The sequence below is a fragment of the Micromonospora sp. NPDC003944 genome (assembly GCF_053605225.1).
On record NZ_JBSGIV010000084.1, the window covers coordinates 1 to 24,547 of the forward strand.

The 24,547-nt window shown below is 72.2% G+C and carries 23 protein-coding genes and 1 pseudogene; 10 read left to right on the forward strand and 14 right to left on the reverse strand.

Features of this window, described 5'->3' with window-relative positions:
- The coding region (locus tag ACWER9_RS28580; protein WP_452304756.1) for a hypothetical protein at window positions 1–183 on the reverse strand (183 nt) is incomplete at its 3' end.
- Between the two features lie 11 nt (window positions 184–194).
- On the opposite strand from ACWER9_RS28580, the gene ACWER9_RS28585 reads away from it, so the two are divergent.
- Complete coding sequence (locus tag ACWER9_RS28585; protein WP_452304757.1) at window positions 195–1,307, forward strand: TOMM precursor leader peptide-binding protein; 1,113 nt, start codon at window positions 195–197, stop codon at window positions 1,305–1,307.
- A complete protein-coding gene (locus ACWER9_RS28590; RefSeq protein WP_452304758.1) occupies window positions 1,304–2,650 on the forward strand; it encodes an ABC1 kinase family protein in 1,347 nt (448 codons plus the stop codon). Before ACWER9_RS28585 ends, ACWER9_RS28590 begins: the two co-directional genes overlap by 4 nt.
- A gap of 340 nt (window positions 2,651–2,990) precedes the next feature.
- Here the strand turns inward: ACWER9_RS28590 and ACWER9_RS28595 are convergent, their stop codons facing one another.
- The 3 genes from ACWER9_RS28595 to ACWER9_RS28605 form a co-directional block, all read right to left on the reverse strand.
- Window positions 2,991–3,356, reverse strand: coding sequence for a WhiB family transcriptional regulator (locus ACWER9_RS28595; RefSeq protein WP_452304759.1), 366 nt, complete (start codon window positions 3,354–3,356; stop codon window positions 2,991–2,993).
- 131 nt (window positions 3,357–3,487) lie between these two features.
- Window positions 3,488–3,736 (reverse strand): hypothetical protein, encoded by a 249-nt coding sequence (locus ACWER9_RS28600; protein WP_452304760.1) that lies wholly within the window; start codon window positions 3,734–3,736, stop codon window positions 3,488–3,490.
- Between the two features lie 122 nt (window positions 3,737–3,858).
- Window positions 3,859–6,024: an ATP-dependent DNA helicase UvrD2 gene (locus tag ACWER9_RS28605; RefSeq protein ID WP_452304761.1), complete on the reverse strand. Its 2,166-nt coding sequence runs from the start codon at window positions 6,022–6,024 to the stop codon at window positions 3,859–3,861.
- 92 nt (window positions 6,025–6,116) lie between these two features.
- On the opposite strand from ACWER9_RS28605, the gene ACWER9_RS28610 reads away from it, so the two are divergent.
- Complete coding sequence (locus ACWER9_RS28610; protein ID WP_030337579.1) at window positions 6,117–6,359, forward strand: mycoredoxin; 243 nt, start codon at window positions 6,117–6,119, stop codon at window positions 6,357–6,359.
- 145 nt (window positions 6,360–6,504) lie between these two features.
- Here the strand turns inward: ACWER9_RS28610 and ACWER9_RS28615 are convergent.
- Window positions 6,505–7,722: pseudogene (locus tag ACWER9_RS28615) on the reverse strand (MFS transporter); the annotation flags it as partial.
- 210 nt (window positions 7,723–7,932) lie between these two features.
- Here ACWER9_RS28615 and ACWER9_RS28620 point away from each other — a divergent pair.
- The 3 genes from ACWER9_RS28620 (at window position 7,933) to ACWER9_RS28630 (ending at window position 9,715) form a co-directional block, all read left to right on the forward strand.
- Window positions 7,933–8,913, forward strand: a complete 981-nt coding sequence (locus ACWER9_RS28620) for a helix-turn-helix domain-containing protein (protein WP_452304762.1) — start codon at window positions 7,933–7,935, stop codon at window positions 8,911–8,913.
- 74 nt (window positions 8,914–8,987) lie between these two features.
- Complete coding sequence (locus tag ACWER9_RS28625; protein WP_030337575.1) at window positions 8,988–9,227, forward strand: DUF397 domain-containing protein; 240 nt, start codon at window positions 8,988–8,990, stop codon at window positions 9,225–9,227.
- A gap of 212 nt (window positions 9,228–9,439) precedes the next feature.
- On the forward strand, window positions 9,440–9,715 hold the full coding sequence (locus ACWER9_RS28630) for a hypothetical protein (protein ID WP_452304763.1): 276 nt from the start codon (window positions 9,440–9,442) through the stop codon (window positions 9,713–9,715).
- Window positions 9,716–9,839: 124 nt separating this feature from the next.
- Here the strand turns inward: ACWER9_RS28630 and nudC are convergent, their stop codons facing one another.
- The 4 genes from nudC to ACWER9_RS28650 form a co-directional block, all read right to left on the reverse strand.
- Complete coding sequence (gene nudC, locus ACWER9_RS28635; RefSeq protein ID WP_452304764.1) at window positions 9,840–10,799, reverse strand: NAD(+) diphosphatase; 960 nt, start codon at window positions 10,797–10,799, stop codon at window positions 9,840–9,842.
- Window positions 10,796–12,121, reverse strand: a complete 1,326-nt coding sequence (locus ACWER9_RS28640) for a M16 family metallopeptidase (protein ID WP_452304774.1) — start codon at window positions 12,119–12,121, stop codon at window positions 10,796–10,798. The genes nudC and ACWER9_RS28640 overlap by 4 nt, the downstream gene beginning before the upstream one ends.
- A 61-nt stretch (window positions 12,122–12,182) precedes the next feature.
- Complete coding sequence (locus ACWER9_RS28645; protein ID WP_452304765.1) at window positions 12,183–13,493, reverse strand: M16 family metallopeptidase; 1,311 nt, start codon at window positions 13,491–13,493, stop codon at window positions 12,183–12,185.
- A gap of 10 nt (window positions 13,494–13,503) precedes the next feature.
- Window positions 13,504–14,619: an LLM class flavin-dependent oxidoreductase gene (locus ACWER9_RS28650; protein WP_452304766.1), complete on the reverse strand. Its 1,116-nt coding sequence runs from the start codon at window positions 14,617–14,619 to the stop codon at window positions 13,504–13,506.
- A gap of 173 nt (window positions 14,620–14,792) precedes the next feature.
- Here ACWER9_RS28650 and ACWER9_RS28655 point away from each other — a divergent pair, with 173 nt between their 5' ends.
- From ACWER9_RS28655 to ACWER9_RS28670, 4 genes are read left to right on the forward strand one after another with little or no spacing between them, the layout of a single operon-like run.
- Window positions 14,793–15,857, forward strand: a complete 1,065-nt coding sequence (locus tag ACWER9_RS28655) for an ABC transporter substrate-binding protein (RefSeq protein WP_452304767.1) — start codon at window positions 14,793–14,795, stop codon at window positions 15,855–15,857.
- Window positions 15,854–16,633 carry an ATP-binding cassette domain-containing protein gene (locus ACWER9_RS28660; protein ID WP_433312780.1) on the forward strand — a complete coding sequence of 260 codons (780 nt, stop codon included), beginning with the start codon at window positions 15,854–15,856 and terminating at the stop codon, window positions 16,631–16,633. Before ACWER9_RS28655 ends, ACWER9_RS28660 begins: the two co-directional genes overlap by 4 nt.
- Window positions 16,623–17,507 (forward strand): ABC transporter permease, encoded by an 885-nt coding sequence (locus tag ACWER9_RS28665; RefSeq protein ID WP_452304768.1) that lies wholly within the window; start codon window positions 16,623–16,625, stop codon window positions 17,505–17,507. The genes ACWER9_RS28660 and ACWER9_RS28665 overlap by 11 nt, the downstream gene beginning before the upstream one ends.
- A gap of 1 nt (window position 17,508) precedes the next feature.
- Window positions 17,509–17,958 (forward strand): RrF2 family transcriptional regulator, encoded by a 450-nt coding sequence (locus ACWER9_RS28670; protein WP_452304769.1) that lies wholly within the window; start codon window positions 17,509–17,511, stop codon window positions 17,956–17,958.
- 262 nt (window positions 17,959–18,220) lie between these two features.
- Here the strand turns inward: ACWER9_RS28670 and ACWER9_RS28675 are convergent, their stop codons facing one another.
- From ACWER9_RS28675 to ACWER9_RS28695, 5 genes are all read right to left on the reverse strand, one after another.
- A complete protein-coding gene (locus ACWER9_RS28675; RefSeq protein ID WP_452304770.1) occupies window positions 18,221–18,421 on the reverse strand; it encodes a hypothetical protein in 201 nt (66 codons plus the stop codon).
- Between the two features lie 246 nt (window positions 18,422–18,667).
- Window positions 18,668–19,981, reverse strand: a complete 1,314-nt coding sequence (locus ACWER9_RS28680) for a DEAD/DEAH box helicase (protein WP_452304771.1) — start codon at window positions 19,979–19,981, stop codon at window positions 18,668–18,670.
- A gap of 223 nt (window positions 19,982–20,204) precedes the next feature.
- The gene (gene cspE, locus ACWER9_RS28685; protein WP_007464836.1) at window positions 20,205–20,408 is read right to left on the reverse strand and encodes a transcription antiterminator/RNA stability regulator CspE; all 204 of its coding nucleotides are present in this window, start codon (window positions 20,406–20,408) and stop codon (window positions 20,205–20,207) included.
- Window positions 20,409–20,634: 226 nt separating this feature from the next.
- Complete coding sequence (locus ACWER9_RS28690; RefSeq protein ID WP_452304772.1) at window positions 20,635–24,030, reverse strand: ATP-dependent helicase; 3,396 nt, start codon at window positions 24,028–24,030, stop codon at window positions 20,635–20,637.
- 22 nt (window positions 24,031–24,052) lie between these two features.
- Window positions 24,053–24,547, reverse strand: a 495-nt coding sequence (locus tag ACWER9_RS28695; RefSeq protein ID WP_452304773.1) for a PD-(D/E)XK nuclease family protein, incomplete at its 5' end; no start/stop codon positions are given.

A 24,547-nucleotide genomic window follows, 5' to 3' on the forward strand; every position in this document is an offset into this window, starting at 1 on the left:
CACCCGTTCGGGGTGGCCGGTGGCCACCCCGCCCCCGTTGCCGACTTGAGCATCGACGACCTGTCGGGTGAGCGACAACACGGACGGCAGCCTGTGGAAAACTCGCCAGATCCTGTGGATAGCGCTGGACAGCGGCCTGGCCACCTGTGGACAACGATCGACCGAAAGCGAAGACGTGGTCACGATTGGTGACCATGAGCCGCACCGCACTGCCCCGCCCTACGCTGCTGCCCGGTCTCAACCGGCTCTGGCGGGACCGGCACACCCTCCAACTCGGCGTCGGCCCCGGGCCGGCCGCCCTGCTGGAGTTGGCCAACCCCCGCGCCGCGCACCTGCTCGACCTGCTCGACGGCACCCGTAGCGAGCGCGCCGTGCTGGCCGAGGCGGCAGCCGCCCAGGTCAGCGCCGACGACGCACGTACCCTGATCGACAGCCTGCGGGCCGCCGGGCTGTTGGTGCCCGCGCACAGCCTGCTCCCCCGCGACCTGACCGGCCCGGTCCGTGCCCGGCTCGCGGCGGAGGCTGGCGCGCTGGCCCTGGCCGCCGCCCGACTGCCCGGCACACCGGCGCAGGTCCTGCGACGGCGACGGGCGGCCCGCGTCCTGCTCAGCGGCGCCGGGGCGCTCGGTGGGCCACTCACGGTGGCGTTGGCCCAGTCCGGCGTGGGGCAGGTGATCCCGCAGCTCACCGGCCCGGTACGCCCCGTCGACCTGATCGGCACAGGCATCCCGGCCACCGAGCTGGGTCGCCCGCTGGCACCTGCGGTACGGGCCGCGGTCGACCGCGTCGCACCGGGCACCGGCACCCACCCGAGTCGCGCCGGGCGGACCGATCTGGTGATCCAGCTCGGCACGGACCGGCCTCCCGCGCTGCTCGCCGCCGGCCTCGCCCAACGCCGGCAGCCCCACCTACTGGTCACGCTGCGCGAGGGCGTACCGGTGATCGGGCCGTTGGTCCGCCCGCCCGCCGGGCCCTGCCTGCACTGCGTCGAGCTGCACCGGGCCGATCGCGACCCGGACTGGCCGCGGCTCGCCGCTCAACTCGCCGCCGCCGACCCGGTGGCCGCCGGCACGACCGGCATGGTGCTCGTCGCCTGTGGGTACGCGCTGGCCGAGGCGCTGACGCAGCTCGACGGGGGCCAGCCGGAGACGCTGGGCGGGGCCATCGAGGTCACCGGTGCCGGTCGTTTCCGTCGTCGGGGTTGGCCGCCGCACCCGGCCTGTGGGTGCTCGCGGGGGCGAGTGTCCGCACCAGCCCAGCCGCACAGCAGCAGCGAGGCCCTCCGGTCGGTAACAATGACCGGGTGACCGACATCCCGCGCCGCGCCGTGTCCCGCACCGCCAAGCTCGCCGCCCTGCCGCTCGGCTTCGCCGGCCGGACCGTTCTCGGCATGGGAAAGCGCGTCACCGGGCTCGCCTCCGACGTGATCTCCGCGGAGATCCAGCAGCGCACCGCCGAGCAGCTGTTCAGCGTGTTGGGCCAGCTCAAGGGCGGTGCGATGAAGTTCGGCCAGGCGCTGTCGGTCTTCGAGGCGGCGTTGCCGGAGGAGATCGCCGCGCCCTACCGACAGGCGTTGACGAAGTTGCAGGAGGCGGCGCCGCCGCTGCCGGCCGCGAGCGTGCACAAGGTGCTGGCCGAGCAGCTCGGCCCCGACTGGCGGGACCTGTTCGTCGAGTTCAACGACGTCCCGGCCGCCGCCGCGAGCATCGGCCAGGTGCACCGGGCGCGCTGGCGCGAGCCGGGGTTCGACGAGTCGGGGGCTCCGAACGGCCGCGACGTGGCAGTCAAGATCCAGTATCCGGGGGCCGGCGACGCCCTGCTCGCCGACCTCAAGCAACTCTCCCGACTCGGCGGGATGTTCCGAGCCATCCAGCCCGGTCTGGACGTCAAGCCGCTCCTCACCGAGCTGCGTGAGCGGATCACCGAGGAGTTGGACTACGAGCTGGAGGCCGAGTCGCAGCGCGCCTTCGCCGCCGCGTACGCCGACGACCCGGAGATCTACATCCCGGAGGTGGTCAACGCCGCCCCCCGGGTGCTGGTCACCGAGTGGGTGACGGGCACTCCGCTTGCCGACATCATCCGCGAGGGCACCGAGGAGGAGCGGGACGAGGCGGGCCGGTTGATGGCGACCCTGCATCTCTCCGCGCCACAGCGAGCTGGGCTGCTGCACGCCGACCCGCACCCGGGAAACTTCCGGCTGTTGCCCGACGGACGGCTCGGGGTGATCGACTTCGGTGCGGTGGCCCGGATGCCGGAGGGCACCCCGGAGCCGATCGGTCGTATCGCCGCGATGGCCCTGCGCGGTGATGCCGACGAGGTCGTGGCGGGGCTGCGGTCGGAGGGGTTCATCGGCTCGGCCGAGGAGATCGACGCCGAGGGGGTGCTCGACTTCATCCGCCCCATGTTGGAGCCCATCGCGGCGGACGGCTTCCGGTTCACCAGGGCCTGGCTCCGGGCCGAGCCTGGTCGACTGGCCAGCCCCCGCTCCCCCACGTACCAGCTGAGCAGGCAGCTCAACCTGCCACCGTCGTACCTGCTGATCCACCGGGTCACGCTCGGGTCGATCGGGGTGCTCTGCCAGTTGGAGGCGAAGGCCCCCTACCGGAGCATCCTGGAGCGCTGGCTACCCGGCTTCGCCCCGGTCGCCTGACCACACCCAAGCTCAGGCGCCGACCACGCCGGGGCCTGAGCGCCTGACGACATGGGGAAGGGCGGGTGCCGGTCGGCACCCGCCCTTCTGCGTGGGTTGGTACTAGAGAACGCCCAGGTCGCGGGCCGCCTGGCTGCGGCCGGTCATGGCGACGGTACGGGCGGATCGGGTTGCCTCAGTGCTCGTGGTGGTACGACCGGCCTGAGGCCGGCGCATTCGAGCCCGGGTCAACGCTTCGTGGAGTAGTTGCATCTCGAAGGCTCCACTCGGAATGTTCAACATCGTCTTCTCACTCACTGCCGGTGTGACACCGGCGTCGTTGGAACGGGTCGGGAACATGTCAGGCTGCCAGCCGGACCGCGCCACGCACCTCGGACAGCCCACTGGCTGCCAGACGCGCCTCGGCCTCGACCCGAAGCTCGGCGTCACGGGCGACGTCCTCCTTACGCGGGCGGCCACGGGGCCGCTTACGCGGGAGAACCGCGCCACGCTCGAAGATCTCGCCGCCCCAGACGCCCCAGGGCTCCGCTCGCTCAACGGCTCCGGCCAGGCACTCGACGCGCAGCGGGCAGTCCCCGCAGAGCGACTTGGCCAGCTCGAGCTCGGTGGGCGAGTCGGAGAACCACAGGTCGGGGTCGAACTTCCGGCAGGGCAGGTTCGCCTCCAGCTCGACGCTCATGTCGAGGGGGGCCAACGCCAGACTCATCTCCCGGTCACCTCTCTCTCACTTCGATCTCGTGGATCGCATTCCGACGTACTTACGGCGGGGCAAAAAACTGAGGCCGCGGATCCCGGTAAGCGGGTTCCGCGGCCTCGAGGTGAGCCGGAGTCTGATGGTCAGACCGGTTTACCTCGAGGTGGAACGCCGCGGACATCCATGCGCTTCTTGGCGACCCGGATGCCATTGCCCGTGAAGCCACTGGTCCCTTCGACTCCAGCGGGCGCGACGGTCAGGGTCAGCTCGGCCTGAACCTGGTGCACCTGCGGAACCGACGGTCGTGCAGCCGTGAGGGCCACCCGGACAGCCGACAGCGGAGCGTGGACAGACGGCGTCGCCGCCAGACGCTCATAGGTGAAGATCTTCACGGGTGCCACCTCCCTCAACGTTCCTCGAATCGACTGGACCGACCCCGTGAGCAGCCGGAATGGCGCCGCTCGCGTGGTGTGTCCTGAGGCTATTCCTCGCGCCGGGGCGAGGGCAAACGAATTTACGACGAGATTTCGAAAGTTTTCTCCGGGCAGACATCGTCCACCCCGGCACCAGCCACGAGGGCCAGCACGGACTCGCCGTAGAGGCCCAGCTTGCGAGGGCCGATGCCGGCGATGGCGATCAACTCCTCCGACCGGGCCGGCCGCCGCTCGGCCAGCGCGACGAGCGTCGCGTCGGTGAAGACCACGTACGCCGGGACCTTCTGCGCACCGGCCACCCGCTGCCGCCACTCGCGCAGCCGTTCGTGCAGCTCATCGTCGATGTCGGACGGGCAGGTGGGGCAGCGACCGAGTTTGCGGTCCGGGCCGGCGAGCAGGGTCGCGCCGCAGATCCGGCAGGAGACGATCTGGGTTCGCCGCCGCTCGGGCCGGCGGGCCGGACCGGTGCCGCCGGTCGCCCGTTCGGTGCCTCCGGAGCGGTCCAGTTGGGGCAGGAACCGCGACGGCCGCCGGGCCCGTCCGCCCGGCGAGCGCGCCGCGGCGTACGACAGCCAGAGCCACTCCCGGGCGCGGGTGATGCCGACGTAGAGCAGCCGGCGCTCCTCCTCGACCTGCTCGACGGTCTTGGCGTACGTGGTGGGCAGGGTGCCCTCGGCGAGGCCGACAAGGAAGACGGCGTCCCACTCCAACCCCTTGGCCGAGTGCAGGGACGCCAGCGTCACGCCGTCCACCGTCGGCACATGCTGTTGGGCGGCCCGGCGCGCCAACTCCTCGGTGAAGTCGGCGAGGGTGACGGGGCGTTCCACCGAGGCGGCCTCGCCGATCGGCACGACCTCGGGGGTGGCCGCGTACTCCTCGGCGAGCTGGACCAGCGCGGACAGCGCCTCCCACCGCTCGCGGGCGGCACCACCGGCCGGGGGTGCGTCCGGGGCCCAGCCGACGGCGGTGAGCGCTTCGACGACGGCGGCCGGCAACGGTGTCTCGCCGGGGATGGAGCGGGTGGCGGCCCGCAGCGCGACCATCGCCTGGCGCACCTCGGCCCGTTCGAAGAACCGCTCCGCGCCCTGCACGACGTACGGCACCGCGGCCTCGGTGAGCGCCTTCTCGTACGCCTCGGACTGCGCGTTGACCCGGAACAGCACGGCGATCTCCTTCGCCGGCGTGCCCGCGTCGATGAGCGACCGGCAGCGCGCGGCCACCGCGTTCGCCTCGGCCGGCTCGTCCGTGAAGATCCGCAGGTCCGGCTCGGGGCCGGGTGGGCGCTGGCCGCTCAACTCCAGCCGCAGGCGCGCCTCGGTGCCCCGGGCCTGCGAGATCACCGCGTTGGCAAGCCCGACCACCTGCGGGGTGGAGCGGTAGTCGCGGACCAGCCGGACCACTGTGGCGCGGCGGTGCCGGCGGGGGAAGTCGACGAGGTACGCGGAGGTCGCCCCGGTGAACGAGTAGATCGTCTGGCTGGCGTCCCCGACCACGGTCAGGTCGTCCCGACCGCCCAGCCAGGCGTCCAGCAGCCGCTGCTGGAGGGGGTTGACGTCCTGGTACTCGTCGACCACGAAGTGCCGGTACTGACCACGCACCTGCTCGCCGACGTCCGGGTGCTCCTCGATGCCCCACACCGCGGCGCGCAGCATGTCCTCGAAGTCGATCACGCCGTTCGCGCGCTTGAGCTGCTCGTACGCGGTGAACACGTCGGCCACCTTCGTCGGCTCGTGCGGTGTGTCGCGCAGCGCCCGCGCCGCGGCCACCACGTACTCCGTCGGTTCGACAAGCGACGACTTCGCCCACTCGATCTCGCCGGCCAGGTCCCGTGCGGCGGCCCGGTCGGCACGCAGGCCGACCCGGGCTGCGGCGAGGGTGACCAGTCGTACCTTGCTGTCCAGCAGTTCGGGCATGGCCCGGCCGGCAAGCAGCCGGGGCGCGAAGTACCGCACCTGCCGCAGCGCGGCCGCGTGGAAGGTCCGCGCCTGGACGCCGTGAGCCCCGAGCAGAGTGAGACGGTGTCGCATCTCGGCGGCGGCGCGGGCGGTGAAGGTGACCGCGAGCACGTGCCGGGGGGAGATCTCCCCGGAGAGCGCCCGGTGGGCGATTCGGGAGGTGATCGCTCGGGTCTTGCCGGTGCCGGCGCCCGCCAGGATGCAGACCGGCCCGGCGGGGGCGGTCACGGCGGAGCGCTGCTCCGGGTCCAGCCCGGCGAGCACCTGTTCCGACGCTGAGTGAACCACCACAACCAGGAATCATCTCAGCTCCTCCCAGCGTTGCAGCGAACAGCCTCGGCTTGATCCGCAAGCCGCGGCCGGAGGAGTTGGAGGATCCGACCATGCTGACGATGTATTCCACCCCCTGGTGCGGCTACTGCCACCGGCTGAAGTCGCAGCTCGACCGGGAGGGCATCGGGTACGAGGTGGTCGACATCGAGCAGGACCCGAAGGCTGCGGAGTTCGTGATGAGCGTCAACGGTGGCAACCAGACGGTGCCGACGCTGCGCTTCGCCGACGGCAGCGCCCTGACGAATCCCTCGATCACCCAGGTCAAGCAGCACCTGGAGACGCTCAACGCCTGATCTGTCGGTTCATCCTCGGCGAGCGGCCGCCCCATCCGGGGCGGCCGCTCGTCGTGTGCGGGTACGGGTCCCGGTGGCGACTGTCGGTGGCTGCCGAACGCCCGCGTCGGTCGGCGTCCTCGGCGGGTCGGCGGGGTGTCGGGAGCGTCGGGCGGGTGGGTGGTGTCGGCGGGCGGACCGCAGTCGGTGCGCTCAGGTGCCGGCCCCGCCACAGGTAGCTCCCGGCGGCGAGGGTGGCCAGCCCGACAAGCACGAACAGCAGCCGGTAGTCCAGGAGGCCGACCAGCAGGGCGCCCGCGCCGATGGAGAACGCCTGCGGCCCGCTGATCACCGCCTGGGTGGCTGCGGCTACCCGGCCGACAAGCGCGGGCGGGGTCCGACGTTGGATCAGCGTGTGCAGCCCCACCATGGTCAGCGGGAGCGAGACCCCGGCCAGCAGCACCGCCGCGAACCCGAGGCGCAGGTCGGGGTACGCGAGCGCGAGCGCAGCCGGCGAGAAGAAGGCGACACCGGCGGCCAGCGTGCCGACCTCTCCGAGCCGGCGGACAAGCGTCGCCGAGCACAGCCCACCGAGCAACCCGCCCACGCCCTGCACCGTGACAAGCACGCCCACGAACGCGGCATCCCGGTTCAGCCCCTGGTCGACGTAGGCGAAGATGAGCGACTCGCTGAAGCCCATCACCAGTGACCCGAGCCCGTAGCCGAGCAGAGCCCGCCGCAGGGCCGGCTCGCCGGCCAGGTGCCGCACGCCGGCGCCCAGCTCGGCCGGCCACCGCAGCCGTACCGCCGGCGGCAGGTGTCGCGGGGTGGGAAGCGCGGTCACCACCGCCGCCGCGGTCAGAAATCCGACCATGCCGATGCCGGCCAGCACCCATCCGCCGAGCGCCGCGTAGAGCGCCGCGCCCACGAGCGGGCCGACAAGTCGGATCCCCTGGCGTACGGTCTGCAGCACGCCGTTCGCCTCGGCCAGCAGCTCGACCGGCACCAACTCGCGGATGAGCCCGCTGAGCGCCGCGCCGAGCGTGATCGACGAGAGTCCGTACAGGGCGGCGACCAGATAGACGATCCAGACGTCGCCCGCGTCGCGGACGGTGAACAGCGGGGCGAGCAGCGCCGCGGTCACCACGTTCGCGGCCACGAAGAACGGCCGGCGCGGGTGGCGGTCGACGAACCAGCCGACGAGCGGTGCCAGGGTCATCGGCGCGATGACGGCGAAGATGGTGGCGCCGGCCAACCCGTTGGAGCCGGTCAGATCCTTGACCCAGATGGCGAGTGCGAGCAGCAGGATCGACTCGGCGGTCATGCTGGCCAGCAGGCCGCCGAAGAGCAGGCGGAAGTCGGGTCGGCGCAGGATCGTGCGCATGGGTCCCTCCGGATGGCGTGCCCAGATGGGCGAGGTCGACGGGCCGCGACCGCGGGTCCGTCGTCATCCGGCATTCCCGTGGTCCGATTTTCGCAAGACACGCCCTCGCCGGAACCTCCGACGCTGGTCGCGCCGTCCATACTGACCGTGGGGGGCGAATTTCATACAGTTACCGTCGCGTCTGCGGCGGTCGACGGGAAAGAGGACACTGTGCCTCCTGCCGCACCCAGCCCGATCCTGCGTCGTCGCCGGTTGGGCATCGAGCTGCGCCGCCTGCGCGAGGCCGCGGGCCTCACCGGCGATCAGGTCATCGAGCGTATCGGTTGGGCCTCCGCGTCCAAGCTGTCCCGCCTGGAGAACGGTCGCAGCCGACCCGACCCGCAGGACGTCGGCGACCTGCTCGACCTCTACGGCGCCGACCAGGCGTTGCACGACGAGTTGCTGGGCATCACCAACGAGGCCGGCGACATGCGCGGCTGGTTGAAGAACTTCCCGGTGATGACACAGCAACAGCGCGGTTGGGCCGAGTTGGAGGCCGGCTGCGCGGAGATCTCCGAGTACAACCCGGTGCTGGTGCCGGGTCTGTTGCAGACCCCCGGGTACGCCGAGCTCCGGATCATGTCGGCCCGGCAGGTCAACGCGGGCGCGGGCGAGCCGGAGCCCGGCGACGAGCCGGAGACCGAGGTGCAGGCGCGGTTGGCCCGCCAGTCGCTGCTGACCCGTGAGCCGCACGCTCCCCGCTACACCGCGGTGTTGGAGGAGGCAGCTCTCGGCCGACGGGCCGGGCCGCCGGAGGTGCTGCACGAGCAGCTACTTCAACTCTGCGAGTTGGCTTTGTTACCGAACGTGGCCCTGCACGTGTTGCTTCGGGACACACAGGTCGGAAATTGGTACCTTCCGCCGACCGCCTTCTCCGTCTATCGGTTCGCCGATCCCCTCGATCCGGAGACATTGGCCATCGAAGGTGGGTTCACCGACGTCATGTCGACCGAGTCAATCACACTAAATCGCTATAAAGTGGTGTTCGAGTGGCTATGCACGGCGGCACTTAGCGCCTCGGACACCCTCTCCTGGCTGATCGAGGCGACGGGACGGCTGACCGAGGCGACGCCCCCATCCACAGTGGCGTTCGGGCCGGCAACGGCGCCGACCCAACGCCGCCGGGAGTCGGGGCGACTGACGGACCGGTGATCCACGGGGGACCCTCCGTCAGGACGTGCAGCACCACTCGACCCATCGGATCGCTGCACATCAGGAGCAGAACCATGAACGACATCCGCAACACGCCGTCCGTCTCCGCCCACTCGTTGGCGGACGCCCCGTGGCGTACCAGCACCCGCAGCCAGACCTCCAACTGCGTGGAGGTCGCTCCGCTCGCCACCGGCCCGTCGGCGGTCGCCCTGCGCGACAGCAAGGACCGGGGCGGTCCCGTGCTGCTGTTCAACCGCGCCGGGTGGCTCGGTTTCATCACCGGAGCGAAGAAGGGCCAGTTCGATCTGAACTGATTCGGTCACTGGTACGGGGCCGTCGGCGCACTGCCGGCGGCCCCGTCGCCGTGCAAGCCGTCGGCCCTGCTGAACGGCCATCCGCCGATCGGACGAGGCTCGAAACCGATAGGCGCGTTTCAGTTGCTGGGACGAACACGGGGCGTAACATGGCCTCGAGAACGTGGAACTTCCACACTGGCTCATCCGTCGCGGTTCATCCGGAGACCCTCATGCGGTTCCTGATCGTTCGCACCGACATCCGCGCCGTCGCCGACGGGGACATCGCCGCCGCCTGGGCGGACGGCCATCGACTTCGCGACGAGACGACCACGCCCGAGCCGCGCCGGCAGACCGTGCACGCCGAAGACCGGGACGCCGCGCTGCTGCTGGCCCGCGCCCTGGCCACCGTCGGCGCGGTCCGCGCCGGCAAGCAACGGGTCAAGGTCGTCCCGCTGATCGAGCCGCGGCCTGCCTTCCGCCACAAACCGGGCCGCGCCGGCACCTGATTCCACAGGTCGTCCGTCGTGGTCGGCCGGCTCCCCCGCCGCGTTTCGCACCCACCGACCACGACGGCCCGTGTTCCCGGCCCGTGACCGCCGCGGCAACGGCGGCCACGGGTCGGGACCGTGCTCAGCGGTCGGCGTCCACCCAGCCGTCCAGCCAGCGGTGAATGAGGAACAGCGCGATCGACGACGGAGGCGGCAGGATCAACCGGGTGCCGTCGCCCACGTCCACCGTCTGCCCGGCCAGGGCAGCGCCGATCTCCCGGCGGGAGAACCACCTGGCGTACGCGATCTCGGACGGATCGACCCGCACCGGCTCGGTCGGGTTCGCGGTGGCCAGGAAGCCCAACATCAGCGAGCCGGGGAACGGCCAGGCCTGGCTGCCCACGTACCCGATCCGCTCGACCCCGATGCCCACCTCCTCGCGGACCTCGCGCAGCACGGCCGCCTCCGCCGACTCGCCCGGCTCCACGTAGCCGGCCAGGCAGGAGTAGCGCCGACCGTCCGGGGTGCCCTGCCAGCCGGCGTTGTTGCCGAGCAGGCAGCGGCCGTCCGGGCCGTCCACGCCATCGTGGACGAGCACGATCATCGCCGGGTCGGTGCGCGGCCAGATCCGCCCACCATTGCGGTCCACCCGGGACCAGCCGGCCTCGTCCATCGCGGTCGGCGCACCGGTGCTCGTCGAGTAACCGTGCCGGGTGTGCCAGTTGGCAAGCGCCAACGCGGTGGTGAAGATGCCGGCCTCCCGGTCGGCGAGGAGGTGACCCACCTCCCGGAGGTGGACCGCCCGGGTACCCGGGATCACCGGCAGCGGCGCGTCGACGGCGAAGACCGGCACCCCGTCCGGCTCGACACCCAGGAACATCGCCGTCGACTCGGACCCGGCGGGCACGTCGCCCGCCCCGAACAGCACAAGCGTCGGAGGCGACGTCTCCGTGCGGGCCAGCGTCCGACCCTCGTCGGCGGAGTCGAGCAGCAGCACCCGGGCGCGCAGCCACGCCTCGGTCAACCACTGCGAGTCTCCCCGCCGGTGCGCCGCCCGATCCAGCGTGGACCGCGCCAACGGCGGTGCCGCCTCCCCGCTCACGCCCGAACCGTGGTCAGCGCGGCCAGCCCCGGGGTGACCCGCTCCGCGTCGCCGAGCACCACGACCGCCGCCCGCGCCGGCGCCAGGTACCGGGCCGCCGCCTGCGCGACGTCGTCGATGCTGGCCTTCGCCAGCCTCGCCGCGTACTCGGCCAGGAAGTCCAGGCGCAGACCGTTGCCCGCGTACGCGCTCGTCAACGCGGCCAGACCAGCCTGGGTGGACATGCCGAGCTGGAGGGTGCCGAGGGCGTACTGCCGGGCCTGCTCCAACTCCTCGGGCTTCGGTGGCAGCGACGCCAACCGACCCAGCTCGTACGTCGTCTCCAGCAGCGCCGGACCAGTGACCTCGGTTGCCACGTCGGCGGCGGCGACGAGCACCGACCCGGCGACGGAGTGCTCGATCACCGAGTGCGGGCCGTAGGTGTAGCCCTTGTCCTCGCGAATGTTCTCCACCCAGCGGGAGGAGAAGTAGCCACCGAAGATCAGGTTGGCAAGTTGCAGCGGTGCGTGGTCGGCGTCGGTGCGCGACACCGCCGGCAGCGCGATCCGCAGCGAGGACTGCACCGCGCCGGGCCGGTCGACAAGCAGCAACGGCCCCGGCTCCAGCGGCGGGGTCGCCGGCAGCTCGGCCACCCGCCCCGCACCGGACCAGCCGCCGAGCGCCCGCTCGGCCGCGTCCAGGGCCTTCTCCGGCTGTACGTCACCGACGAGCACCAACTGCGCGCCGGTCGGATGGACCCGCTCCGCGTGCAGGGTACGCAGCGCCGCAGGTCGGACGGCTCGGATCTGATCGGGCTCCGGGGTCTGCGTGGCGTACGGGTGCCGGCCGTAGATCCGCTTCAGCAGCGCCTCCCGGGCCAGGTGCGCGGGTTGGCTCTGCGCCACCTGGATCCGGTCGACGAGCCGGTCCCGTTCGGTGGCCACCTCGTCGCCGGGGTAGCTGGCTCCGGTCAGCACCTCGGCCAGCAGCTCCAGCATCCGGTCCAGACCGGTGACCAGGCCGGCGCCGGAGAGCATCAACCGGTCCGGGTCGACGCCCGCGGAGAGCCCGCCGCCCACCTTCTGCAGCTCGGCGGCGATCTGCACGCTTGTCATCGACCCGGTGCCGGAGAGCATGGTCTGCGAGAGCATCGCGCCACGGGCCAGGTGCACCCGGCCGAACGGCACCCAGAGCCGCAGCTCGACGAGGGGTACGGCGGGCCGGCGTACGGCGATCACGGTGAGACCGTTGCGCAGGGTGCGTTCGGCCTGCTTGGGCACCTTGAGTTTGCGGTTCGGACCGAGCGGCGGCAGCGTACGCGGCCCGACAGGAGCGGTAGCGATACTCACTGGGCCACCTTCGTTCGCGACTGCGGGGCTCGCAAAACCGGCTCACTCCTCGCGCTCACCTGGCACCTCCGGCAATGACCTCGATGGCGGCGCGCCGCTCGGGGCGCAGGGTGGCCGCAGCGGCCCGGACCTGCTCCTCGGTGACCTCGCCGACCAGCCGGGGCAGCTCGTTGAGCAGACCCGGTTCGCCGCGTTGCTGCTCCAGCACGGCCATCCGCAACGCCCGGCCGAGCACCGCGTCGGTGTCGCGCAGCAGGTGCGTCGCCATGCGGGCCTGGGTGCGGGCCAGTTCGCCGTCGGTCAGCCCGTCGGTGGCCAGCCGGTCCAGTTCCTCGTCGATGGTGCGCAGCACCTTGTCCACGTCGCCGCCGGGTGGCAGGTGCGCCTGCAACAGCAGTGCGGTGGGATCGCGGACGTCGAACGGGTCGCCCATGAAGCCGAGGTATCCGCCCAGGCTGGTCACCGTGCGGTCGCGCTGCACCAGCCGCTCGACAAGCCGCGACGCGTCGCCGTCGGTGAGCACCTCGGCCAGCACCACGTACGGCAGGTAGCCGGCGAAGTCGGTGACCGGGTCGGGCACGCGCCAGGCACCGGCCACCGCCGGCAGCGGCGCCAGGGCGTCGGTGTACGAGGTGCGGCGCTCGGTGGTCAGGTCGGGCTCGGTGAAGTCGGGCCGTTGCGGCGCCGGCCGGGCCGGCACGTCGCCGAAGTGCCGGTTGACCAGCTCTGTCGCCTCGGCCACGTCGATGTCCCCGCTGACGGCCAGCACGGCGTTGCCGCTTGCGTAGTAGCGGCGGAAGAAGTCCGCGGCGTCGGCGACGGTCGCCGACTCCAGGTCGTCGAAGGAGCCGTAGCCGTCGTGGGCGTTCGGGAAGGTGTCGAACATGACCGGCGGCAGGGTCAGCCAGGGGAAGCCGCCGTACGGCCGGTTGAGGACGTTGACCCGGATCTCCTCCTTGACCACGTCGACCTGGTTGCGCAGGTTCTCCTCGGTCAGCCGGGGGCCGCGCATCCGGTCCGCCTCCAGGAACAGCGCGCGTTCCAACGCGTTGCTCGGCAGCGTCTCGAAGTAGTCGGTGTAGTCCAGGTGGGTGGAGCCGTTGAAGGTGCCGCCCGCGCCCTGCACGTGCCGGAAGTGGGCCAGCTTCTCCAGGTTCTCCGAGCCCTGGAACATCAGGTGCTCGAAGAGGTGGGCGAAGCCGGTGCGCCCCTCCGGCTCCGAACGGATGCCGACGTCGTAGACCACCGCCACCCCGATCACCGGGGCACTGCGGTCGGGGGTGAGCACCACCCGCAGGCCGTTGTCGAGGGTGAACCGCTCGACCGGATACTTCGTCGCTGGAATTCTGGATCTCCGCGCCGCCACGGAGTCGACCCTAGCGCGTCGACACCGCCGCCACCCGCGACCTTCCCGGAGCCGCCGCGACCGGGGCGGTCACCAGGGGCAGCACCTCGGCGCCGACCCGCTCGGCCTCCTCGCGGTGCGGCCAGCCGGAGAGGATGAACTCGTCGACGCCGAGCGCGGCGTACTCGTCGATCCGGCTCGCGACCTCGGCGTAGCTGCCCACCAGCGCGGTGCCGGCGCCCTCGCGGACCAGGCCGACGCCGGCCCAGAGGTTCGGTGCGACGGTGAGGCCGTCGGTGCGGCCGGCGTTCAGCGCGGCCATCCGGGCCTGGCCCACGGAGTCCATCCGGCGGAACCGGGCCTGGGCGGCGGCGATCCGCTGCGGGCTCATCCCGGCCAGCAGCCGGTCTGCCTCCGCCCACGCCTCGGCGCTCGTCGGCCGGGCGATGACGTGCAGCCGCAGGCCGGTGCGCAGGGTGCGGCCCTGTTCGGCGGCGAGCGCCCGGACCCGGGTGACCCGGGCCGCGATCGACGTCGGCGGTTCGCCCCACATCAGGTACACGTCGGCCTGTCGGGCGGCCACCATCTCGGCGGCCGGGGACGCACCGCCGAAGTAGACCGGCGGCGGTGCGGCGAGCGGGGTGGACAGGCCCCCACCGTCGACCCGGTAGTGCGCGCCGGCGTAGTCGAACGGTCGGCCGGCCCAGGCGCGGCGCAGCACCTCGACGAACTCGCCGGTGCGCGCGTAGCGGTCGTCGTGCCCGAGAAAGTCGCCGTACGCCCGCTGCTCGGCCGGGTCGCCCCCGGTCACGATGTTGAGCGACAGCCGGCCACCCGAGATGGCCTGGAACGCCTCGGCCTGCTGGGCGATCAGTGTGGGCAGGGCGAAACCGGCCCGGACCGCGACGAGCATGCCGAGCCGCTCGGTGTGCTGGGCGACCGCCGCGCAGACGATCCACGGGTCGGGGCAGCCGGCGCCCACCGGCGTGAGAACCGCGGCGAACCCGTTCGTCTCGGCGGCCCGGCCAACCTCGGCCAGGTAGGCCACCGTCGCGACGCGGTCGTGCCTCGCGGCCCCGGCGGTGACCGTGGCGGCACCGACCTGGTCACCGTCGCCGGAGGTGGGCAGGAACCAGTGGAAGGTCATCGCGAAGTCGCCTCTCTGCCGGTGACCGAACGCCGATTACCCTAGCAAGCTAGTAGGAAATACCGACATAACTGAGACGCGCCATCCCGCAATGTGGATGGGCCTTGACGCTGACCGCAGCCTGGCCCACTCTTCCTACCAACTAAGTAGGAATACTGCGGATTGGATGGACGATGAGACGGCTCCTCCTGCGCCGGATGGTCACCCTGGCCACCCTCGCCGTGGTCGGCGCGGCGACCCTGGGCAGCACCGCCGCGTGCGGCGACGACAGCGACGGCGCGGGCGGCAGCTCCGGCCCGGTCACGCTGCGCCTCGGCTACTTCCCCAACATCACCCACGCGCCGGCGGTGGTCGGCGTGGAGAAGGGCATCTTCGCGGAGAAGCTCGGCACCAACGTCAAGCTCGACCCGAAGACCTTCAACGCGGGCCCGGCCGCCATCGAGGCGGTCTTCTCCGGTGCGCTTGACGCCACCTACATCGGTCCGAACCCGACCGTGAACGCCTTCTCCAAGTCCAAGGGCGAGGCCGTCCGAGTCGTCTCCGGCGCGGCCTCCGGCGGTGTGGCGCTCGTGGTCAAGCCCGGCATCACCGGTGCGCAGGACCTGAAGGGCAAGAAGATCGCCACCCCGCAGCTGGGCAACACCCAGGACGTGGCGATCCGTTACTGGCTCAAGCAGCAGGGCCTCACCACCACCAAGGAGGGTGGCGGTGATGTCAAGATCGTCCCGCAGGAGAACGCCCAGACGATCGAGACGTTCAACAGCGGCGCGATCGACGGCGCCTGGGTGCCCGAGCCGTTCGTCTCCCGCCTGATCAACGCCGGCGGCAAGGTCCTCGTCGACGAGCGCGACCTCTGGCCGGACAAGAAGTTCGTGATCACCAACCTGCTGGTCAGCACGAAGTTCCTCAAGGCCCACCCGGACGTGGTGCAGAAGCTCGTCGACGGCCAGGTGGCCGCAAACGAGTTCGTCAACACCAAGCCGGACGAGGCGCAGCAGGCCATCTCGGACGCGATCGGCAAGATCACCGGAAAGCCGCTGGACCTCAAGCTGATCAAGCAGGCGTGGCCGACGTTGGAGTTCACCAACGACCCGATCCCGTCCTCGCTCAAGGCCGGGCTCGACCACGCCGTCGACGTCGACCTGACCGAGCCGGTCGACCTCAAGGGCCTGTACGACCTGAAGTACCTGAACAACGCGCTGAAGGCCGCCGGCAAGCCCGAGGTCGTCCAGCCATGACGTCGACCACGACGACGCCGGAGAGCGCGACCACCGCGGTCGCGCTCTCCGGCGTGACAAAGGTGTACGGGCGCGGGGCGAACGCCGTCCTGGCCCTGGACGGCGTGTCGCTGGACGTCGCGCCCGGCGAGTTCGTCTGTCTGGTCGGCGCCTCCGGCTGCGGCAAGAGCACGCTGCTCAACCTGGTGGCCGGGCTGGACCGGGTCAGCGGCGGGCAGATCACCCTGGCCGGCGATGCCAACCCGGGCCTGATGTTCCAGGAGCCGGCGCTCTTCCCGTGGCTGACCGTCGACGCCAACGTCGAGGTGCCCCTCAAGCTGCGCCGACTCCCCCGGGCCCAACGCCGCGAGCGGGTGGCCGAGTTGCTGCGGACGGTGCACCTGGCCGACTTCGGCCGCAAGCGTCCCCACGAACTCTCCGGCGGCATGCGGCAGCGGGTCGCACTGGCCCGCACGCTGGCCCTGGACACTCCGGTGCTGCTGATGGACGAGCCGTTCGGCGCCCTGGACGCGATGACCCGGGACATCCTGCACGACGAGCTGGAACGGATCTGGTCCGAGCGGAACCTCTCGGTGCTCTTCGTGACCCACAACGTCCGCGAGGCGGCCCGGCTGGCCGACCGGATCATCCTGCTCTCCAGCCGACCCGGCCGGATCATCTACTCCACCGAGGTGAACATCCCGCGCCCTCGTCGGATCGACTCCCCCGAGGTCGCCGCCATCGCCGCCGAGGTCACCGAGCGGCTCCGTACGGAGGTGGGCCGCCATGGCCAGTGACACCCTCACCGGTTCGGCGCGTACCGACGCGGAGATCTCCGGCCTCGACGCGCTGGAGATCGCCGGCCGGGACAAGGAGACCTCCCGGGGCGCCCGGATCTGGGCGGCCACCTGGCCCAAGCTCGCCGCCCTGGCCATCGCCATCGGGATCTGGCAGGCGGTGGTCTGGACCGGGTGGAAGGACCCGTGGGCTCTGCCTGGCCCAGGGCCGGTCTTTGCCGACCTCGCCGACTACTTCCTGAGTCAGGCGCTCTGGGACGGCCTGGCCACCACGGCACGGCGTGCGGTGATCGGCTTTGCCGCCGCAGTAGCCGTCGGGCTGCTGCTCGGCCTCGGCGTCTCTCGATCCAAGGTGCTCCGGGCCGCCATCGGGTCCATGATCACGGCACTGCAGACGATGCCGTCGATTGCCTGGTTCCCGCTGGCCATCCTGCTGTTCGAACTCAGCGAACAGGCGATCTTCTTCGTGGTGGTGCTCGGCGCCGCGCCGTCCATCGCCAACGGTGTCATCCATGGCGTCGACTACGTCCCGCCGCTGTTGCAGCGCGCCGGCCGCAACCTGGGTGCCAGAGGTCTCAACCTGTACCGATACGTCATCGCGCCCGCCGCACTGCCCGCGATCGTCGCCGGCCTCAAGCAGGGCTGGGCCTTCGCATGGCGCAGTCTGATGGCCGGTGAACTGCTCGTGGTCATCGCCGCCCGGACGTCGATCGGCGCTCAGCTGACCTACGCAAGGGACTTCTCGGACGCGGAACGGCTGATGGCAATCATGATCGTCATCCTGGTCGTCGGGCTCCTCGTGGACACCGCGTTCGGCGCTGCGGACAAGGCGATCCGGCGGCGCTGGGGCGTACTGGACCAGGCTGGTCAGTGACGTGTTCGTCTCCGCGCGCAGCGACTATGCGCTCCGGGCGATGCTCGCCGTCGCCGCTGCCTCCGGTGGCGGCGACGGCGACAACGGCGGCGAGTTGGTGAAGGCGGCCAGCCTGGCCGAGGTGCAGGACATCCCGCTCAGCTTCCTACAGGGCATCCTGCTCGACCTGCGCCGAGCCGGTCTGCTGCACAGCCATCGTGGCGCCGAGGGCGGGTACGCGCTGACCCGCCCGCCCGACGAGATCACCGTCGGGGACGTGCTGCGCGCGGTCGGCGGCTCGCTCACCACGGTGCGCGGTCTGCCGGCCGAGCGGGCCGGCTATCACGGGGTGGCCGCGGGGCTGACCGACGTGTGGCTGGCGGTGCACGGGGCGATCGCCACGGTTGTCGACAGCACCTCCCTGGCCAACCTGCTCACCCAAGCCCCCGTCAGCCCCACACCCCCCGGCTGACCCCACCCTGCCTCGCTCACCCCACCCTGCCTCGCGATCTTGCACTTGCTGTCGTGGCGTAAGGGGCGTACCGGCCCATAGCGGCGACAGAAACTGCAAGATCGGCGCGGTGCGCGGTGCGCGGTGCGCGGTGCGTGGTGCGTGGTGCCGCGACGTACACGATGGTGATGTGGTCGGGCCGGTGCCCCGCCGGCCCGACCACATCTCGTACCGATCCTGACCGGGCCTGCCCCTCCGCCGGCACCGGTAGGCCGGTCGCTGCTCAGCCCACGTGTGCGGTCGCCGGGCCGAGACCCGGGTCGCCAGGACTGTGCAGCTCCACCAGACCGGCGGGAGCGTTACCCGCCGGGGTGGCGTGCCAGGGTGTGAAGGCCGCGACCATGGCGAGCAACAACCCGGCGAGCGCTACCGCGACCACCAGGAGCAGTTCGCGTAGTGCGCCCGAGCCGGCTTCGCCCGCCATGGTCACCCCCTCCGAGTCGGGCCCCCCGCCCGACTTCCCCCGACGGTCAGCCTCGACCACGACCGGCCGGGGCGCAGTCGGCCAGCCGACCCCATCGACGCTGATTACCGACTCAGCAGAGAGGGCCGCCCGGCGCAGCCGGCTGACCGATCGGGCGACACGGACAGCCAACCGGCCCGGAACACCCCGCAGACGCAAACCGACCCGCCCCGCCGAAGCGGAACGGGTCGGTCGACGCGCAGGAGATCAGACGGTACGAGGGCGACGCGGACGGCGGGACCGACCCGACGCGCGGTGCGCCGGCCGGGCGCCACCCTCGGTGGACGCGCCACCAGAGGTACGTGCCCGAGAAGCGGGCGCCGGCGGAGCGACGATCGTCACCGGCACACCGGACGGCTCGCGGGCACCGGTCACCCGGGCCAGTGCCCCGTCACCCGGGCGCACCTGGACCGACTCGGGCCGGATGCCTGCGGTGGCCATCAGCCGGGACACGTCCCGGCGCTGCTCCGGCAGGACCAGCGTGACCACGGAACCGGACTCGCCGGCCCGGGCGGTACGGCCACCCCGGTGCAGGTAGTCCTTCGCCTCCGTCGGCGGGTCCACGTTGACCACCATGTCCAGGCCGTCCACGTGGATGCCACGGGCCGCCACGTCGGTGGCGACGAGGGCGGTCACCTGACCGTTGCGGAACTGCTCCAGGATCCGGGTGCGCTGGGGCTGGGACTTGCCGCCGTGCAGCGCGGCCGCGCGTACGCCCTTGGCGAGCAGCTGGCGGGCCAGCCGGTCGGCGCGGTGCTTGGTGCCCATGAACAGGATGGTGCGGCCCTCCCGGGCGGCGATCCGGGTCAGCGCGTCGGGCTTGTCCGCGGCGTCGACGTGCAGCACGTGGTGGGTCATGGCGGTGACCGTCGCGGTGCCCGGGTCCACCGAGTGGGTGACCGGGTTGCTCAGGAAGCGGCGGACCAGCCGGTCCACGCCGCCGTCCAGGGTCGCCGAGAAGAGCATCCTCTGCCCCTGCGGCGCGACCTGCTCCAGCAGCTTGGTGACCTGCGGCAGGAAGCCCATGTCGGCCATCTGGTCGGCCTCGTCGAGCACGGTGATCTCGACCTGGTCGAGCCGGGCGTCACCACGGTTGATCAGGTCGTGCAGCCGGCCGGGGGTGGCGACGACCACTTCGGCACCGGCGCGCAGGGCGTCCGCCTGCCGTTGCAGCGACAGCCCGCCGACGACGGTGGCGCAGCGCAGCCCGACGGCGCGGGCGTACGGGGCCAGGGCGGTGGTGACCTGCTGGGCCAACTCGCGGGTCGGCACCAGCACCAGGGCAAGCGGGCGGCCCGGCCGCGCCTTGCGGCCGGCGGTGCGGGACAGCAGCGGAAGTCCGAAGGCGAGGGTCTTGCCGGAGCCGGTACGACCACGGCCCAGCACGTCCCGGCCGGCGAGCGAGTCGGGCAGCGTCGCCGACTGGATCGGGAACGGCTCGGTGATGCCCTGCGCGTTCAGCGCGGTGAGCAGCGCCGGTGCCAGACCGGAAGAAGCGAAAGAAGGAATAACTGTGGTCATGCGAAAGCCTTCCTCGACGCGGCACGTGTCGAGGGAGGGCGCCGAAGTCGGCGCTGTCAACCGGCGGAAGAAGGCCGCCAGGACTCACAAGCACGAACCGAAGGGAGTACAGGCCGGCCCGCCACCAGGCCGTCGCCTGCGGAGGCAGGCGACAGCGGGGCGGGCCGGTCCCGTCACCGTCACACCCGGAGGGCGGGACAGGTAATGCTGACCGATCCGAAGATCAGAGCGGGCGGATGTTCTCCGCCTGCGGGCCCTTCTGGCCCTGGGTCACCTCGAACTCGACCCGCTGGTTCTCGTCCAGGCTCCGGTAGCCGGAGGACTGGATAGCCGAGAAGTGAGCGAAAACGTCGGCGCCGCCGCCGTCCGGGGTGATGAAGCCGAAGCCCTTGTCAGCGTTGAACCACTTCACGGTGCCAATAGCCATGTGTTTCGTCTCCTTGACGGAACGTCGGACACGCACGTGTTGCGTGCCCGAAGAGGAGCGCTCCGCGCGGGGATGCGCGAATCGCCTGTCGCTTCTGGTCGCCCCGCCCGGAGAACTCCGGACACAACAAAGAGCGCCTGGGGCCACAATCCCGCCAGGCGCACACAGAGTCTCTGGTAACCAAAACTGCAACCCGGTCAACCTACCACGGTTTTCCCCGCAGAGGTCAATGGTGGGCAGAATCCTCGGGCAACTGGGCGATCATGGCCGTGAGGCCTGTCACATCCAGCAGGTCCGCAGGTCGCACGGTCACCCCGTGCCGGACGTAGTGGAACGCCGCGCCGACCCGGTCGACCGGCACCCCGGCCAACTCCGCCCAGGCCAACCGGTACACGGCCAGCTGCACGGCGGCCACGTCGGCAGCCGGCCCGGTGGGCTGCGCGCCGGTCTTCCAGTCGACCACGTCGAACCGACCGCCCGGCCGAGCGAAGACCGCGTCCATCCGACCCCGCACCACCACTGAAGCGATCACCGTGGCGAACGGCACCTCCACCTCGAGCGGCGACCGGTCGGCCCACTCACTGGCCAGGAACCGCTCCTGAAGCTCGACGAGCGCCTCGTCGGGTGCGGCATCGGCGTCGGCCGCACCCGGCAACTCGTCCAGGTCCAACAGTCGGTCGGCGCCGAAGCGCTGCTCCAGCCAGGCGTGGAAGGCGGTGCCCCGGCGGGCGTACGGGTTGGGCTCGGCCGGCACCGGGCGACGCAGCGTACGGGCCAGCGCCGCCGGATCACGCCGTAGCGCGACAAGTTGGGTGACGCTCAGCGCCCCGGGCAGAGCCACCTCGACCGCACCGGAGAGCCGGGTCAGCTCGGCGCGCTCCGCCAACAGCAGGTCCGCCTCGCGCTGCCAGCGCGCCACCTCCGGGTCCGCCTCCGGCCCACCCGGCTCGGCGAGCACCGGCCCGACCGGCCCGGGGAGTGCCGCCGCCGGACCGTCGGCCATGAGGCGACGCACCAACCCGGCCGCCTCGGCCAACGCCGGACGCCGGCCGCCAAGCGGGTCGGCCGGCCACTCCGCGCGGAGCACGACCTCGGCCGTGGGGTTCGTCGCGTCGGGGGTCGGCTCCGGCGCCCACGCGTCGATCAGGTGCCCCGGCCCGCCGTCGAGGCAGGCGTCGTACACCTCCCGCAGGAAGACCGACGGACCTCGCGGTCGCTTGGTGCCCTCCCCCCACCAGTAACCGGAGCACAGCAGCAGTCGGCGCGGGCGGGTCACCGCCACGTACGTCAGCCGGCGCTCCTCCCGCTCGTCGTGGGCCCGCCACGCGTCGACGAAGTCGGTCACCGCCCGCGCCACGGCCCGCTGGTCACCCGCCTCGTCGAGCGCCAGGTCGGGCAGCCCGTCGGCGTCGCCGCGCAGCGGGAACGGCAGCACACCCAGCCCGCCCAGCCAGTGGTCGGAGTTGCGGACCGGCCCCGGCCACAGCCCACGGCTGAGCCCGGCCACGGCCACCACGTCCCACTCCAGGCCCTTGGCCGCGTGCGCGGTGACCACCTGCACCGCGCCCTCCACCACCTCGACCTCGCCCGGTGCCAGGCCCCGCTCCTCGTCCTCGGCGGCGGCCAGATAGGACAGGAAGCCGGACAGGGTCGCGCCGGGCGTCTCCCCGCTGAACCGGGCCGCCACGTCGCCGAGCGCGTCCAGATGCCCCCGGGCCAGGCCCGCGTCGCCGGCGCCGTCCCGGCCGGCCCGCACCGCGACCTCCACGTCCAGGCCGATCGTGCGCTCGATGTCCGCGATCAGGTCCGGCAGCGCCTGGTCCAGTCGGTAGCGCAGCAGCGCCAACTCCCGGCCGTACGCGCGCAGCCGCGCGAAGCCCTCCGCCGAGTACGCCTGCGCCGGCCCGAGGTCGGCCAACGCCTCCACAAGGGTCGCCTCGTCCAACAGGTCGGGGCTGATCTCGGAGTCCTCGTCGGCGGTCACCTGTCGCCGGGCTTTCGCGATGGCCCGAGCCCGCCGGTGCAAGGCCACCAGATCACGCGGCCCGATCCGCCAACGAGCGCCGGTCAGCAGCCGCAACAGCGCGGCGCCGTCGGTCGGGTCGGCCAAGACCCGCAGCGTGCAGACGACGTCGCGGACCTCGGGGGTGTCCAGCAGGCCGCCCAGCCCGACCACCTCGACCGGGAGGCCACGCTCCCGCAGCGCCGACTCGATCGCCGGAATCTGACTGCGGACCCGGACCAGCACGGCGGTCGTCGGGCGCCGCACCACCGGGATGTGCTCCGCTGCGACGCCCGGCATCCCGGCGGCCCCGCGCCAGGCGGCGAGCACGCTGTCGGCGATCCAGTCGGCCTCGTCGGCGTACGTGGGAAGCATCGCGCAGTGCACCGTGCCGCCGGCCGCGCCACCCGGGCTGCGGTGCGGGATCGGGTCCCGGACGGTGAGCGCCGAGCGCAGCTCCGGCACCCGGGCACCCGCTGCCCGCAGCGGCGTGGAGAGCGCGTTCGCCACCCGGAGGATCTCCGGACGGTTGCGCCAACTCGTGGTCAGCCCCAGCGCCGGGGCCGACTCACCGTCGGCGCGGGCGAACTCGGTGGGGAACCTGTCCAGGGTGCCCGCGCTGGCCCCCCGCCAGCCGTAGATCGACTGGCACGGGTCGCCCACCGCGGTCACCGGGTGCCCACCACCGAACAGCGCGTTGAGCAACACCACCTGGGCGTGGCTGGTGTCCTGGTACTCGTCGAGCAGCACCACCCGGAAGCGGTCCCGCTCGATCACGCCGACCCCCGGGTGATCCCGGGCCACGCGCGCCGCCCGGGCGAGCTGGTCGGCGAAGTCCATCGCCTCGAAGTCCTCCTTGCGCCGGGCGTACGCCCGCACCAGCGGCAGCAGCCGCAACCGGGTCTGCTGGAGGGTGAGCGCCTTGCGCACGTCGGCGTAGACCCGGCCGGGCCGGGACTGCACCTCGGCGAAGAACCGACCGGTCCAGGCCGCCAACTCGTCCGGCGTGACCAGATGCTCGTCCAACTCCCCGGCGAGGGCCAACACCGCGTCGGTGATGGTGCTCGGCATCCGGTCCACCTCGGACATGTCGCCGTCGTAGTTGCGTACCAGCAGGTCGACCAACTGCCAGCGGGACGCCTCGGTGAGCAGCCGGGTGGACGGCTCGTAGCCGGCCCGCAGCCCGTGCTCGGTGACGATCCGCCCCGCGTACGAGTGGTAGGTGGAGACGGTGGGCTCACCCGCGAGCGGGGCGTCGAGCGGGTCCCGGCCCTGCCGGCCGAGGCGGCGGATCAGCTGGTCGAGCCGGGTCCGCACGCGGTGGGCCAGCTCGCCGGCCGCCTTGCGGGTGAAGGTCAGCCCGAGGATCTGCTCCGGCCGCACGTACGAGTTGGCCACCAGCCAGACCACCCGCGCGGCCATCGTCTCCGTCTTGCCCGAGCCGGCGCCCGCAACCACCAGCAGCGGCTCCACCGGGGCGGCGATGATCGCGGCCTGCTCCCGGGTGGGCGCCGGCAGCCGCAGCAGCTTGGCCAGCTCCACGGGTGTGTACCGGGGGCCCGAGTCGGCGAGTCGGGGCGTCGGCGCGGGACCCGCGCCGAACAGGGTGGGCTGACTCACGGTGCGGTCTCGGCTCGCACGCTCACTCCTCGCCCTCCCGGGTGTGTCGGACGGTGGGCGGCTCGACCACCTGGCGCCCCTGCCCGGAGACCGGGCAGCTGGTGCGCACCGGGCAGACCCGGCACTTCGAGTTGGCCACCGCGGCGAACGTGGCGGCTGCCATCGTATCGGCGGTGCGCCGGACCAGCGCGGTCGCCCAGCCGGCCGCCGGCCCCTCGCTGGCCGCCGGCTGATTCTGCTCGCGGGCGTCCTTCGCGGAGGTGCCGAGCTGCACGAGCGCGGCGCCCCCGGACTCGTCACCGAACTCGGCGAAGGCCCCCGCCTCCACCGCCGCCTGGTAGGCACCGAGCTGTGGGTGCTCCGCCAGGTCGGTGCCGGTGACCGCGGTGGACTTTCCGGTCTTCAGGTCGATCACCACGAGTCGCCCGGCCTCGTCGACCAGCTCTCGCTCCCCGCCACCTTCAACTTCCGCGACGTCGGCGGCTACGTCGGCCACGACGACCGCCCCGTTCGCCGG